Raw genomic sequence first — 14,115 nt, 5'->3', positions numbered from 1 at the left:
TACTCAAATACACATTGTTAACAATATACATTTATAGGGTTATGAAAAAATTTATTACTATTTACTTTGTTATGATCAGCACCTTACTTTCGTTTTTTAGTTACGGAGGAGATAAACGGCCAAATATTGTGGTTATCCTGTCTGATGATTCGGGCTATACCGATTTAGGCAGCTTTGGTGGTGAAATTGAAACGCCTAATATTGATCAATTAGCGAAAGAAGGTATTCGTTTTAGCGACTTTTATAGTAATGCTAGATGTAGCCCAACACGCGCAACTTTATTAACGGGCGTTGATGCCGCACATGTTGGTTTTGGTGGGGGCGTTGTTGGTGACTGGGTACGTGAATTACCTTTTAAAGCACACCGAGGTAGATTGGCTTACGAGCAACCATTAATTTCAGAATTACTTGGTAGTAACGGTTATCAAACTATGATGGCTGGTAAATGGCATTTAGGAGGTAGTTATATTAAAGAACATCCTGCAGAAATGTCACCTGAATGGATAAAAACACATTCGGGCATGAAACTTACTCAAGAAGAAATGGAGCTAGATTATTTAGGGTTACCGCCGCAACGTGGTTTCCAAAAAAGTTTTGTTTTTCATGGGGCACAAGGTAACTTATTTTCATTGCCTGAAGATAAACACGAATATTATGAAGGTAATAAAAGAGCAAAACTAAAATACGATTATAATTATAACATGCACTGTTATGCTGGTAATGCCTTTAATAAGAAGCGTTATGGTGCTTGTCATGGAAAGTCAGGTAAAGCATTTTATGCTACTGATGGTGTGACAGATCGTGCTATTGATATGATCAAGGAAGCTTCTGGCAATGAAGCTCCATTTTTCATGTATGTTGCCTATCGAGCACCACATAAGCCATTACAAGCACCTGAAGAACTCGTGCAAAAATACTTAAAACGCTACGCTAACCTACAAAGCATTGCTGATGGTCGCCATAGCGGTTTAGTTAGTGCAGGTTTATTTCCAAAAAATGCTGACCTAGCTAACAATAACTTTTTATGGACTAAACAAAACAAAGAAAAAATTGAAAAATATCGCCTTCAAGCAGCTGTACATGCAGCTATGGTAGAAAAAGTAGACGAAAATGTCGGTAAGCTTATACAAGGCTTGAAAGACAGTGGTGAGTATGAAAATACGCTGATTTTATATTTTTCAGATAATGGTGCGGCATCTCATATTGGTGATCTAATGAACTCACCTTACAAAGGTGTTAAAGCGTTACTTTGGGAAGGTGGCGCGCGTACGCATGCTATTGCGAATTGGCCAGGAGTTATAAAGCCAGGGACTATTTCAAATGATTTAGTATGGGTTGGTGATATAACGCCTACGTTATTAGATATTACTAATACTCAATTTCCAGAAAAATTCCATGGTTCGACACCAAGAAAGCCAGACGGACGAAGCGTGTTAGCAAGCCTTAAAGGTGAAAAAATGTTACCGCCTGAAGCTATTTTCTTTAACGATAAAGGGCAACAAAGTGTTATTTACCAAGGTCGATGGAAGCTTTTAATTGAGGCAGGGTGGTATTTACAAACCCTTGCAAAACCTGGCATTGCTTACGAACTTTATGATTTAAAAAATGATCCCGGTGAAACTAATAATTTGGCAACATTGAAACCAGAGCTAGTAAAAAAATTAACGGCTATGTGTGATAAATGGAAAGAGGAAAATCAAATAGTTGATTATGCCGAAATAATTAAGATCAAGCCGAAAGACCCTTACTAATTATTACTTAAATTGTTTTTAGTTCCCACCGAAACCTGCATCTTGAATGGTAACGGGTATATAATATCAACTCTATGAATGAATTGAACTCTTGCATCAGTAGCAAAGATCAATTCATTCTTGAGGTTGGTACTATGCTTCTTCAGCCTTAAAATTACTTTTAAAGGTAAAAGCCTGTGGAGTTTCACCATGTTCGCGTAAGTAATAGAGTTTTTGTACCGCTTGTTCAAGCGTAGGTGTTGTTCCTTCAGGTATCCACCATAATACGTATGTATCTTCAGCTTCTTTAGTAAACCACTCACTTTTACGTTTAAAAAAATCCTTGTGGTGCGTTCTAAACATAAAATCTTTAAGTGAATCTACAGACTCCCAAACCGACATATTGACAATAGTTTTTGGATCATCAAAAAACTGGATGCTAGTAGCATCACCAGCTTCGTCTTGTAAGCGCCAGATAAAGCTAGGGCTCGATTCTGCAATGGCGTTGATTGGATCTAAGTTATCCATAAAGTCTTTCATTTCTATGGCTTCTAAATCGTATTTTGCTGTGGCGATATTTAATTGGGCTAGGTGCATGTTTGTTTAATCCTTTAAATTGTGTAAATAACCTCAACTCGGGATAAGCAAAGTTACTCAACAAGCTATTTTTATGCCTAACTTCGTTGAATTTGTTACTAATAGCCAGCTATTAGATAGAAAAATCCGCCTTGTTATACACAAAAATATCAATGTTGAGAGATTAATATAGCTTAGGAAAATAACGATACAGATTAAGTTTTGATAAAGAAGGGTTTTAATTCATTCTCTAACATTCATTAACCCGAGTTGAGGTTAAATAGCTTAAAAATTTGTATTAGTTAATATTGAATAATACGTTTATAAGGCGGTAACGAATCAAGTAGTTGTTTACCATAGCGCTTGCTTACAACACGTCTGTCCAATAATGTAATTGTACCTTCATCGCTTTCGTTTCTGAGTAATCGACCAGTTGCTTGCACCAATTTTTTAGAAGTGTCGGGTACTGATAGCGACATAAAAGGGTTGCCACCTTTAGCGGTAACGTACTCTGCTTGGGCTTCTTCAACCGGCGAAGTAGGAACTGAAAAGGGGAGCTTGGTAATAATTAAATTATTTAAGTATTTACCGGGCAAATCTAATCCTTCAGAAAAGCTTTGTGTACCAAAAATAATGCTTTGTTTATCGCTATCGCAGTTCTTTTTATGTTTCTCGATAATGTGTTGGCGTGATTGTTCACCCTGTACTTGAATTTCAAGCTTGTGTTTGTCGCGTAATGCAGCAGCTACTTTTTCCATTTGCCAATAAGATGAAAACAACACCAGTGTTGAAAAGCCTTGGTCGATAATATTGGGTAATTTTTCAATCACTTCATCAGTAAACTGATCGGCGCTTGGTTCATATTTCATATTAGGCACAATAAGTTCAGCTTTGTTTTGATAATCGAAAGGCGAGTTAACTTGCTGATATTGCGTTCCATCGTTGGTATGTAAGCCCACTTGAAATCTAAAGTGATCAAATGAGTTCAAAGCTAAAATAGTGGCTGAACATAATACGGCACCATCACATTTGCTCCATAAGTTATCTTCAAGCGTAAAACCCACTTCAATGGGAGAAGCTGAAATAACATAGTCAGAGCGTTTACCTTCAGACATTTCTATCCAACGCGCAAGCGGTGCTGCTTTTTCGTTATCTGTTTTTTCATACATTTGCCAAAGGGCATGTAGATTTTCAAGTCGTTGGATCATAAAGCCAGACTCGGCTAATAGAGGCTCAGCCAAATACATTTGGGTTTCGCCATCTTTTACCGATTCCATTAACAAGTTGTAAAGCTTGTTGGTATGGGCGAGTGATTTTTTACTTAACTCGCTAATGTCTTCAGCCCAGTTTTTTAAATTTTTAGGTATGATGCCGTTTTCAAATCGGTATTGTTTTTCTTTGGGGAAGTAAGCGGCTTTGTTGTTTTCGATAAAGGTAAAAACTTTTTGAAGCTCTACTAATAAATCTTGGCAATCGTCACCTAACTTTAAAGCGGGCGAAATTGCGCGTTGCGATTTAATAAGTTTCGCCATTTTATCGCCCGTTTCTTTTAGCTTAGTTAGCCATTCTATCGCACCTTTTACGGTAACATTGGCGCTGGAATGATCACGCGTTACTTTAGGTAAATGATGGGCTTCGTCAATAATATAAAATACGTCTTCAGGCGCAGGTAATATTTTACCACCGCCTAACTCTAAATCGGCTAACAATAAGCTGTGGTTGATAACTAACACATCGCTCATGTCCATGGTTTCACGTGCTTTATGAAAAGGGCAATGAGTATGCTCAGACAAATGTTTTAAGCAGCTGTGTTTATCGCATTGCACTTGTTGCCAAATGTAATGAGGAACACTGTCTGGCCAAGAATCTAAATCGCCTTGCCAGCTATTGTCGGAAAGCTTTTTATGCATATCGCTCAATGTTCTTACATCAGCCGCATTAGGTTTTTGTGCAAAGGTGAAGCCTGCTTGAGGGTCGTCACCATTGGTAACGGCAGCGCTGAGTTTTTGCCTACAAACATAGCGTTGGCGGCCTTTAACTAAGGTAAACGAGAAATCGAGCTTAGAATGTTTTTTTAAAAAAGGTAAATCTTTATCAACTAACTGCTCTTGTAAAGCAACCGTTGCGGTTGAAATGATCACCTTTTTGTCACGGGAAAGTGCTAAAGGGATAGAGCCTAACGAATAAGCGAGTGATTTACCTGTGCCTGTTCCTGCTTCAATGACAATGATTTTTCGATCTTTATCGTACTCACCTGCCAGTGTTTTAGCTATTTCAGCAATTAAAAAGGTTTGCTGTTTACGCGGGTTAAAGTTCGTCATATTTTCGCCAATGGCTTTGTAGCTGGTACGTATAACTTGCTTTATTGTGTCACTTAGCATGTGAAGAAGGTTTCCATAGAGAGTGGTATCATTTACACTGCTGTATATATTAACAGTTTTGTTATGTCTTTTTCGAGTATTCTTTTAATCATTATGCGTAATTCTTCAGATAGCTCTTTAAAAAACTCTTCAGCAGACGCTTTATTAGAGAAGGGGTTAATCTCTAACCAAACCAATAATAATGGTTTGCAGCAAGAAATTAACCAAGGTTTTATATTAACAAGGCAATCGCAAGATCGCTTTGGACGCATTTGCATTACCTTATGGTTAAAAACAGCATCAGGTCCTGTTAAATTAGAAATACATGATGAATTAGCGGTGTTTTTTGTCAGTGAAGTTCAACAAAAAGAAGCGGTTGATATACTAAATGATGCTTCTATTAAAATTGAAAAAGTTAATACGCTAACGCTTAAAACTTTTAATCAAGAAGTCGTCAGCGGTTTTTATTTTAAATCTATGCGAGATTTTTATGCTGCACGCGATAGATTAAAACATCACAGTATAAAATGTTATGAAGATGATTTTAGGCCAGACGATCGCTTTTTAATGGAACGTTTTATTACGGCTAATTTAAGTTTTATAGGATCTGAAAAAGCCAATTTTGAAACTAAGAACAACCTAGCTAATTACAAAGCTTACTCAAAAGTAAAGTGTAAAACTTTACCGTATCATCAAGCCGATAAAAACATTGCACTAACTATGGTGTCGGTAGATTTAGAATGTTCAATGCAAGGAGAGCTATATTCAATAGGGCTCTACGCTAAGGTAGATGACGAAGATGTAAATTGCGTATTGATGATAGGTGAGCCAGAAGAAACTGAACTTAACTATATTCAATGGGTAGCCGATGAGTCCGCTTTATTACTTGCGTTTATTGAATGGATACACGTTAACGACCCAGACATTATGATTGGCTGGAATGTTGTTAATTTTGATTTTAGTTTATTTCAAAAACGTTGTGATTTACGCGGTATAAAGTTTTCAATTGGCAGAGATGGTACACCACCTCATTGGCGAAAAAATGCTACCAGCGAACAAAAGTTTATTGAAATAGCGGGTAGAGTGGTGCTTGACGGTATCGACTTATTAAAAACAGCGACTCATAACTTTCCTAGTTTCTCCCTCGAAAATGTATCAAATACACTATTAAATACCGGTAAAAAAGTAAAAGACGTTGATAACCGTGTGCAAGAAATTACCGATAACTTTCACAATAACAAACAAGATCTTGCTATTTACAACCTTGAAGATTGTCGTTTAGTTTGGTTGATTTTTGAAAAAACACAACTGTTAGAATTTGCCATATTACGCTCTCAACTTACAGGGTTAGCGATAGATCGCATGGGTGGTTCTGTTGCGGCATTCACCAATTTATATTTACCTAAACTACATCGCAGCGGTTATGTGGCGCCTAATATGGGCGACGGTGAATCTGGGCTTGTTTCACCCGGTGGTTTTGTTATGGATTCAATTCCAGGTTTATACGACAACGTATTAGTTCTCGATTTTAAAAGCCTTTATCCTAGTATTATTCGCACCTTTAATGTTGATCCTATGGGATTAATAGAAGGTTTAGAAGACGATAAACATCAGCGTAATAATCCTATTAAAGGTTTTGATGGAGCGTATTTTTCAAGAGACAAACACTTCTTGCCTGACATTATTCAATCTCTTTGGTTAGAGCGTGATAAAGCCAAAGTAGAAAAAAACGCGGCACTATCGCAAGCCATAAAAATTATCATGAACTCGTTTTATGGCATTTTAGGCTCAACAGGCTGTCGTTTTTTTGATCCGCGTTTAGCTGGATCTATTACTAAGCGTAGCCATGAGCTATTAAAAATAACCAAACAATGGATTGAAGATAAAGGCTACCAAGTTATTTATGGCGATACCGACTCTATATTTGTACATGTAGGCGCAGATAAATCACAAGAGCAAAGCTTAAGCTTAGGTAAAGAACTGCAAACATTAATTAATACTAAAATGGATAAGTTATTGTTGGATGAACATGGTGTTACAAGTCAATTAGAAATCGAGTTTGAAACACACTTTACTAAATTTTTAATGCCTACCATTCGAGGGTTAGATGTAGGCACCAAAAAACGCTATGCGGGTATGATTGTAAACCGAGATAAAGCGTCAGGCGTTGAACATCAACAAATGGTGTACAAGGGCCTAGAAACTGTTAGAACCGACTGGACAGACTTAGCAAAAGAATTTCAGCAAGCTTTGTATTTAAAAGTATTTAACAATGAACCAACCGCCGCTTACATACTTGACATGGTAGAGCGAACCTTAGCAGGAGAGTTTGACGACAAATTAATTTATCGTAAGCGTATAAGAAGAAGACTAAGCGAGTACGTAAAAAATGTTCCGCCTCATGTAAAAGCCGCGCGCCTTGCTGATATGCTTAATCAAGAACAAGGCAAGCCGTTAAGGTATCAACATAAAGGTTGGATTGAATATTACATCACCTTAAATGGTCCACAGGCAAAAGAGTATTTGTCGGCGCCGTTAGATTATCAATTTTATATTGATCGGCAATTAGAAGCGGTAGCCGATGGTATTTTACCTTTTGTTGGATCGAGTTTTAATGAAGTAACTAATAAGCAAATGGGGCTGTTTGGGTAGGCCCGTACTAACTGGTCTTATTGTATCAATAACGAAAGTACGGACCTGGTTGGGACTGGTAAATTAACGATATAAAAGCGTGGGTAACCACATAGATAATTCAGGAATAAAAGTCACTAAAAGTAGAACAATAACTAAAGGTATTACAAACGGAATAGTCGCTTTAGCACATTCTTCAAACGGTACTTTAGTGACTCTTGAAAGTACATAAAGCACCATGCCTACTGGTGGTGTGAGTAATCCAATCATTAAATTTAGTACCATCACTACACCAAAATGAACAGGGTCTATACCTAAACCAACGGCTATAGGTAACAACACAGGCGTTAAAATGGTAATAGCGGCTATGGTTTCCATAAAGCAGCCAACAGCAAATAAAATAAAGGTTATCATTAACAAAATAAGTGTTTTGTTATCTGTAATGGTTAACATCCAACGGGTAAAATCTTCAGTAACATGTTGGCTAGTAAGCACCCACGAAAATATAGCAGCACCTGCAATAATCAGTAAAATAATACTGGTGGTTTCTATAGTTTCCATACTGACTTTTACCAGCTTTTTAATGGTAAGGGTTCGGTATACTAAAGATCCTAAAATAAGGGCATAAACCGTAGCAGCAATAGCCGCTTCAGTTGCGGTAAATACACCAAACAAAATACCACCAATAATAATTGCTGGCGTCATTAATGATAGAAAAGCAGATTTAAACGTAGTGGCTACACGAGGCATACTAAATCCCGCATCTTTAGGGTAGTTACGTTTTTTAGCGTAATAAGCCACCATTATCATCAATGAAACAGCCATAAGTAAACCAGGAATAAAGCCTGCAGCAAATAACTGCCCAATTGAAGCCGATGCCATTACACCGTAAATAATCATGGGTAAACTGGGTGGGATAATTGGCCCAATTGTTGATGATGCCGCGGTAATACCTACCGAAAATCCAGCATCGTAACCTTTATTGCGCATGGCTTTTACTTCAATAGCGCCTAATCCACCAGCATCTGCAACCGCTGCCCCCGACATACCAGCAAACATAATAGATGCACTAATATTTACATGGCCTAAACCACCGCGCATCCAACCCACTAATGCATTAGCAAATTCAAAAATTCGAGTTGTGATGCCAGACGAATTCATTAACGCGCCCGCTAATACAAAAAAAGGAATTGAAAGTAATGGAAAGCTGTCCATTCCTCCCACCATTCTATGAAGTACAACCAGCTCTGGCACTTGGCCATAATAAAGAATGGCGAGTAAAGATGAACCTGCAAGTGCAAAAGCGACAGGAAAACCTAAGATAATCATAGCAAACAGTGAAACCAGTAAAATTGTAATAACCATTAATTTGCCCTTAATCGCAAGACGTGAGTATATCGTCAGCTTTATCAGGTGCTGAAGCCGATAAAATTTTGATGAGATGTTGAATACTTCGGAAAATCAAAATTAAAAGACTCCCAAAAATTACGCCATATAAAACACTAATAGAAATAGGCAACGAAGCCATTTTATGAATGGAAAGCAGTGGGATTATCTGCCATGCAAAATAAGCTAATATTGAAAGAAAAAGCACATTACACAAAGCGATAATACGATAAATATTGTGTGATAATTTGGCAGAGAACCAACGATGAAATAAACTGACAAAGATATGACTGTTGTTTCTAACTCCAATACAGCTACCTAAAAAACCCAAACAAATCAGCTGGTAGCGAGCTATTTCTTCAGTCCAGCCCAGAGGAGACTCAAAAATATAACGACTCATGAATTGAGCAAACACCGTAATGGCTAAAAGCCAAAATAAAATAAACGCTAACCAGTCTTCTACTTTGTAATCAGAAAAAGAAAAGTGATCATCTTCTTCAATATGAAAATCGCTTACGATGGTTTCAGCTTCACCTGATTTATTTGATGTTTTGTAATCTGTCATAAAAATCAGCTCCTAGTTGTTGTTTAATTGCTTGATGGCTAGGTAACACTTTATCTCTAAATAGCTGTCTATCTACGGTCAAAATTTCTGTTCCTTGTTGTTTAAACCATTCAATTAAATCTTTTTCTGATTGACGAGTATCAGCTGAAACATTCGCTGCTGCTTGTTTAAATGTTTCGGCAAATATTTTTTTGTCGTCGGGTGATAAAGATTCCCAAAGGTGCTTACTTGTTAGCGTTAAATTGGTGCCTTGTAAGTGACCCGTTAAACTAATGTACTTTTGCACTTCATTGAATTTTTTAGCTTTAATGGTAGGGAGAGGGTTTTCTTGGGCGTCTACCACTCCTTGTTGTAAGGCAAGGTATACCTCTGAAAACGCGATTGGGCTTGGATTAGCGCCAACAGCTAACGGAAACATTTTGTAAATAGAGGCATTGGGGACGCGTAATTTTAAACCTTTCATATCTTCTGGGGTTAAAATGGGGGAGTTAGAGGTTACATGGCGTTGACCATAGTAGTTGTTTCCTACAACTTGGTTACCTCGCGAAGCCGCTTTATAACCTTCTGAAAGCTCTTTAAATAAAGGACTTTCATTAAAATTTTGCCAATGTTCGTAATCTCTAAATACATAGGGTAGTTCAGATAAACCCATTGGAGGATAACTCTGAGCAGCAAAACTTGTTCCTGTATAAATAATATCTATAGTGCCTAAACTTAAGCTTTGATTAAGCTCAGCTTCTTTTCCCATAATAGACGCTGGAAATACGTCTATTACATATCTTCCATTGGTTTTTCTGTTAATTTCTTCTGCCGCCCAAACCGACCACTTATGAAGGGGTTCTGTTAATTCGTAAACATGAGCCCAAGTTAAGTGTTTTACCTTTTCTGCAGCCATAACTTTTTGCGGTAATAATAAGCATAAGGTGTATACTAATATTGTTTTTATAGTGCGTAGTACAAAGTGTAAATAATGTCGTTTTATTTTGTGATGCTGCATTTCTAAATAATTTTATTATGTTTTTATTATGTTCATTAATATATGATTTGGTAAGAATGTCAATTGTTGACAATAAAATAACTTATTAATTTAAGTTGTTTTAAACCGTTTTATTAGTATTACGTGTTGATGCTAACTTAAGGATAGGTAATTGGTTATTATGATAAAACTTAATATTAACAATGAAATACATAAGGTTGATGCGCCTGATGATATGCCTATATTATGGGTGTTACGTGATTTATTAAACTTTAAAGGAACAAAGTTTGGTTGTGGAATAGGGCAGTGTGGTGCTTGTACTATTCATGTAAACGGTCAAGCTATTCGATCTTGTATAACGCCTGTTGCTGTCGCTAACAATGCAAAAATCACCACAATAGAAGGTGTTGATGATAATGGCGAGCATCCTATTCAAATTGCGTGGAAAGATAATAACGTGCCACAGTGTGGTTATTGTCAGTCGGGGCAGATAATGAGCGCTCTTACTTTACTTGAAAATAATACTAAGCCTACAGACGATGACATTAATAACCATATGTCAGGCAATATTTGTCGATGTGGAACTTATCCTCGTATTAAAAAAGCCATAAAAGAAGCTGCCGCTGTACTTGCAACTCAAGCAGGAGCAAAATCATGAATACCTCAAAATTGTCGCGTCGTGAATTTTTGTCTTATGCAGGTATTGCAAGTGGAGGCTTGTTGTTAGGATGTAGCTCAATAACACCTTCAACATCAAACTTACCTAAATTTGCGAATGTTGTAGAAAGTAAACCGCAACGCTTAAATATCTTTGTTGCAATAAAACCAGATAATACCGTTGAAATTGTGAGTCATCGCGTAGAAATGGGGCAAGGTTCTAAAACGGGTATTCCCCAAATTATTGCTGACGAACTTGAAGCCAATTGGGCTAATGTAAAAGTTATTCAAGGTTTAGGCGATAAGCGCTACGGCGATCAAAATACTGACGGTTCTACAAGTATTCGTAAGTTTTACGACAAGTTAAGAGAGATGGGGGCTTCTGCTAGAACTATGTTAGAACAAGCAGCAGCTGATTACTGGAAGGTTTCGGTTGATACTGTATACGCGAAAGATAACTATGTTGTTAATAAAAACTCAGGCGGTAAACTTTCTTATGGTGATTTAGCTGAATTAGCGAGTAAAAAGCCATTACCAGCTGTTGAGTCGTTAAGTTATAAATCGGCAGCAGATTTTAAATACATAGGCAAACCCGTACCTATTGTTGATTTGCACGATATGGTTACGGGCAATACTACGTATGGAATAGACGTTGATCTACCTAATTTATTAATTGCATCTATTGAACGATGTCCGGTGTTACATGGAACTGTTAAATCGTTTGACCCGACAGAAGCTTTAAAAATAGCTGGGGTTGTTGATGTAATCGAAATGCCTGCTACTCCTGAAACTGTTGTGTATTTTCCGCTATCGGGTGTAGCTGTTGTTGCAACAAACACTTGGGCTGCGCTGCAAGGTAGAAAAGCACTCTCAATAGAATGGGAACTCGGTAAAAATAAAACACATAACTCCAAAGAAGCATTTGAGCAATTTAAAAGTCGCTTAAAAAACTCCCCTGAAACGATAGGTCAAAAGGGAGATGTTACTAAAGGTTTTTCAGCTTCAGATAAAGTGCTTGAAGCAGAGTATCTTGTTCCTTACTTAGCTCATGTACCTATGGAACCCCCTATGGCAACTGCTTGGTTTCATAATGATATTTGTGAAGTGTGGGCAAGTGTCCAAAACCCTCAAGCGGTAATGGAACAAGGTGCTGCTATGATGAAGCTAGAGGTAGATGCGTTTAAAGTTCACTCTACACTTTTAGGTGGAGGCTTTGGTCGTAAGTCTAAAACTGATTTTGCTAATGAAGCAATTTACCTAGCGGATAAAACAAAACGTCCTGTTAAAGTGGTTTGGAGTAGAGAAGACGATATTAAAGCTAGTTACTATCATGCTGGCGCGGTTCAACACATGAAAGCAGGGATAGACAAGTTAGGCAAAATCACATCATGGCAACAAAAGGCCGTTTATCCAAGTATCGCATCTACTTTTGACAGCAAAAAAAATAGCCCGCAAGACTTTGAATTAAGTTTAGGTTTTGGGGATTTACCTTACGATATTGATAACGTACTAATGCAAAAAGCTAATGCAGAAGCACCTGTTCGTATTGGTTGGATGCGATCGGTTTGTAATATTCAACATTCATTCGCATTAAATAGTTTTATTGATGAACTTGCTCATGCAGCTAAAGTACCTACAGCAGAGTTTATTTTTAATGCTTTAGGTAAAGACCGAGAAATTAATCATAAAGAAACCTATAACTTTGCTTTTACCAATTATGGTGAAGAGCTAGAAAGGCATCCTTATTCGGTTACTCGCTATAAAAATGTATTAAAAACTTTAACGGCTAATGTGCCTATAAATGAAACTTTACCTAAAGGACAAGGTTGGGGAATTGCGGTTCATCGAAGTTTTGTTAGCTATGTTGCAGTAGCCACTAAAGTTGAAGTGCTGAATAATAAACTTACAGTAAAAGAGATTCATTGTGCGATAGATTGTGGATTAGACATTAACCCTGATCGTATAAAAGCCCAAATGGAAGGTGCTATGATTTTTGGAACGTCTATAGCGCTAATGGGAAATATTGATATTAAAGATGGCACGATTGTTCAATCGAACTTTCATGATTACCCCGTTACTCGTATAAATCAAGCGCCGGATATTATTGTTCATTTAGCTAATGACAAAAATAAAGTTCCAGGTGGTGTGGGTGAGCCAGGCGTACCACCTGTTGCGCCGAGTATTGCCAATGCTGTTTTTGCTGCTACAGGTAAGCGTTATCGAGAGTTACCGCTCAATCAGTACTTTACAATATAGGTGGTATTATTAAAAAACGAATTCAGTGATGCTGAATTCGTTTTTTAATTGATTGATTTATACAACTTTGATTAGAACTACTTTTGGATAAAGCGAGACCAATATTGCCCACTATTTGATATGTGTTGTTTTAACAAGGTTAAGGTTGCTTCAACATCTCTTTTAGCTATTGTTGCTAACATTTCTTTATGTTCTTTAATGCTTTGGCTAATACGAGCGGAGTTTAATGTTAAATTTGAATGCATAGCAAGTAAAATAAGCCTTTTTCTGCGCCATAAATCTACTGCACTTTTATTATAGTGATTACTGTACATTAATAAGTGAAACTGAGTATCTAAAACTCTGTAGTTATATTGAGTTTCAGGTGTAAGAGCTTCCATTGTTTTTACTAGTTCATGTAGTTCATTTAATTGTTCAGTGGTGTGCCCATCAACAAACCACTCCATTAAATAAGGATCGAGTAACTGTAAAATCTCAAAAACATCACGCATAGTATGATATTCAAACTTAGCTACACGGGCTCCGCTATTAGGAGCTACAGTGACAAAACCTTCACCTTGTAATTGTTTCAACGCCTCTCTAATAGGATTAATACTGGTGTTATAGCGTTTGGCTAATTGTGTAGTAACTAGCCTATCATCACTAACAAAAACCGCATTAGCAATATCATTTAAAATTCGCGCATATATTGTGGTTTCTTCAGCCAATAACGGCGATATTAATTCTTCTTTAATTTGTTGTAATTTAGGCATAAAAAAACACTATAAATTCATCTGTTTGATTTGAAGTAAACGCATATCTTAACATATAACATTAATTATCATTAATCTATTTACTTTTTATCCTTTTAATAGCTACCTCGTTAATAACTAAACTTATTTTATCCATCGTATACAAATAAAGTACTTAAGCCTCTTGAGTTAATGTTTTTATATGTACGATTGATTACACATAATTTATTGGTGTTTATGGTTGATC

Annotated in this window: 10 protein-coding genes; 4 read left to right on the top strand and 6 right to left on the bottom strand. The window is 36.9% G+C overall.

What is annotated here, in order from left to right; genetic code table 11:
• The first annotated feature begins 41 nt into the window (after positions 1–41).
• A complete protein-coding gene (locus AC0L5Q_RS04355) occupies positions 42–1,751 on the top strand; it encodes a sulfatase-like hydrolase/transferase (protein ID WP_473614646.1) in 1,710 nt (569 codons plus the stop codon).
• A 132-nt stretch (positions 1,752–1,883) separates the two neighbouring features.
• Here the strand turns inward: AC0L5Q_RS04355 and AC0L5Q_RS04350 are convergent, their stop codons facing one another.
• Positions 1,884–2,327, bottom strand: coding sequence for a DUF3291 domain-containing protein (locus AC0L5Q_RS04350; protein WP_473614644.1), 444 nt, complete (start codon positions 2,325–2,327; stop codon positions 1,884–1,886).
• Between the two features lie 281 nt (positions 2,328–2,608).
• On the bottom strand, positions 2,609–4,687 hold the full coding sequence (gene dinG / locus AC0L5Q_RS04345; RefSeq protein WP_473614641.1) for an ATP-dependent DNA helicase DinG: 2,079 nt from the start codon (positions 4,685–4,687) through the stop codon (positions 2,609–2,611).
• Between the two features lie 63 nt (positions 4,688–4,750).
• Here dinG and AC0L5Q_RS04340 point away from each other — a divergent pair, with 63 nt between their 5' ends.
• Complete coding sequence (locus tag AC0L5Q_RS04340; protein ID WP_473614638.1) at positions 4,751–7,318, top strand: DNA polymerase II; 2,568 nt, start codon at positions 4,751–4,753, stop codon at positions 7,316–7,318.
• Positions 7,319–7,381: 63 nt separating this feature from the next.
• Here the strand turns inward: AC0L5Q_RS04340 and AC0L5Q_RS04335 are convergent, their stop codons facing one another.
• Genes AC0L5Q_RS04335 through AC0L5Q_RS04325 form a run of 3 tightly spaced genes read right to left on the bottom strand, consistent with a single transcriptional unit; the run spans position 7,382 to position 10,143 of the window.
• Entirely contained in the window at positions 7,382–8,662 is a 1,281-nt protein-coding gene (locus AC0L5Q_RS04335; protein ID WP_473614635.1) for a TRAP transporter large permease, read from the bottom strand.
• Between the two features lie 10 nt (positions 8,663–8,672).
• Positions 8,673–9,248, bottom strand: a complete 576-nt coding sequence (locus AC0L5Q_RS04330; protein WP_473614632.1) for a TRAP transporter small permease — start codon at positions 9,246–9,248, stop codon at positions 8,673–8,675.
• A complete protein-coding gene (locus tag AC0L5Q_RS04325) occupies positions 9,223–10,143 on the bottom strand; it encodes a sialic acid TRAP transporter substrate-binding protein SiaP (RefSeq protein WP_473614629.1) in 921 nt (306 codons plus the stop codon). Before AC0L5Q_RS04325 ends, AC0L5Q_RS04330 begins: the two co-directional genes overlap by 26 nt.
• Before the next feature lie 262 nt (positions 10,144–10,405).
• On the opposite strand from AC0L5Q_RS04325, the gene AC0L5Q_RS04320 reads away from it, so the two are divergent.
• Positions 10,406–10,882, top strand: a complete 477-nt coding sequence (locus AC0L5Q_RS04320) for a (2Fe-2S)-binding protein (protein WP_473614626.1) — start codon at positions 10,406–10,408, stop codon at positions 10,880–10,882.
• Positions 10,879–13,137 (top strand): xanthine dehydrogenase family protein molybdopterin-binding subunit, encoded by a 2,259-nt coding sequence (locus AC0L5Q_RS04315; protein WP_473614623.1) that lies wholly within the window; start codon positions 10,879–10,881, stop codon positions 13,135–13,137. The genes AC0L5Q_RS04320 and AC0L5Q_RS04315 overlap by 4 nt, the downstream gene beginning before the upstream one ends.
• Positions 13,138–13,214: 77 nt before the next feature.
• Here AC0L5Q_RS04315 and AC0L5Q_RS04310 read toward each other — a convergent pair whose 3' ends face one another.
• Entirely contained in the window at positions 13,215–13,889 is a 675-nt protein-coding gene (locus tag AC0L5Q_RS04310) for a GntR family transcriptional regulator (RefSeq protein ID WP_473614619.1), read from the bottom strand.
• Positions 13,890–14,115: the final 226 nt, after the last annotated feature.

The sequence above is a fragment of the Pseudocolwellia sp. G5-9 genome (assembly GCF_055808995.1).
This window is presented reverse-complemented; position numbering and strand designations above follow the sequence as displayed.